The following is a 1,037-nucleotide window of genomic DNA, read 5'->3' as shown; positions in this document are numbered from 1 at the left end:
ACGAGCTTGGACTTGTCGATGTCGTCCGGGTCGCCCTCGCAGTCGATGACCACGATCTGACCCGGCTTGAGCTCGTTGAACAGGATCCGCTCCGACAGGTTGTCCTCGATGTCACGCTGGATGGTCCGGCGCAGCGGCCGGGCCCCCAGCACCGGGTCGAAGCCCTTGTTCGCCAGGTACTTCTTGGCGTTGTCGGTGAGCTCCATGCTCATGTCCTTGTTCCGCAGCTGCGTCTCGATCCGGGAGATCATGATGTCCACGATCGACAGGATCTCGGTCGGGTTCAGCTGGTGGAACACGATGGTGTCATCGATCCGGTTCAGGAACTCCGGCCGGAAGTGCTGCTTCAGCTCGTCGTTGACCTTCTGCTTCATCCGGTCGTAGTTGGAGTCGTTGTCCTCCGAGGCCTGGAAGCCCAGCGACACCGCCTTGGCCACGTCCCGGGTACCCAGGTTCGTGGTCAGGATGATCACCGTGTTCTTGAAGTCGACGATCCGACCCTGACCGTCGGTGAGCCGCCCGTCCTCCAGGATCTGCAGCAACGTGTTGAACACGTCCGGGTGGGCCTTCTCGATCTCGTCGAACAGCACCACCGAGAACGGCCGACGCCGCACCTTCTCGGTCAGCTGCCCGCCCTCGTCGTAGCCAACGTACCCGGGCGGGGCACCGACCAGCCGGGACACCGTGTACCGGTCGTGGAACTCGGACATGTCCAGCTGGATCAGCGCGTCCTCGCTGCCGAACAGGAACTCGGCGAGCGCCTTCGACAGCTCGGTCTTACCGACACCCGACGGGCCGGCGAAGATGAACGACCCCGACGGCCGCTTCGGGTCCTTCAGACCGGCCCGGGTCCGCCGGATCGCCTTGGACACCGCCCGGACCGCGTCGGACTGGCCGACGACCCGCTTGTGCAGCTCGTCCTCCATGCGCAGCAGCCGGGAGGTCTCCTCCTCGGTCAGCTTGTAGACCGGGATACCGGTCCAGTTGCCGAGCACCTCGGCGATCTGCTCGTCGTCGACCTCACTGACCACGTCGAG

General features: G+C 64.7%; 1 protein-coding gene. It reads right to left on the bottom strand.

Annotated elements, in window-relative coordinates:
• Positions 1–1,037 (bottom strand): AAA family ATPase (locus tag ACFHWT_RS31320; RefSeq protein ID WP_416598304.1); only part of this gene is annotated, 1,037 nt, incomplete at both ends.

The sequence above is a fragment of the Micromonospora sp. LOL_021 genome (assembly GCF_048060215.1).
Lineage (GTDB): Bacteria > Actinomycetota > Actinomycetes > Mycobacteriales > Micromonosporaceae > Micromonospora_E.
The sequence above is the reverse complement of the archived record's forward strand: the minus strand, read 5'-3'. Positions and strand labels throughout refer to the sequence as shown.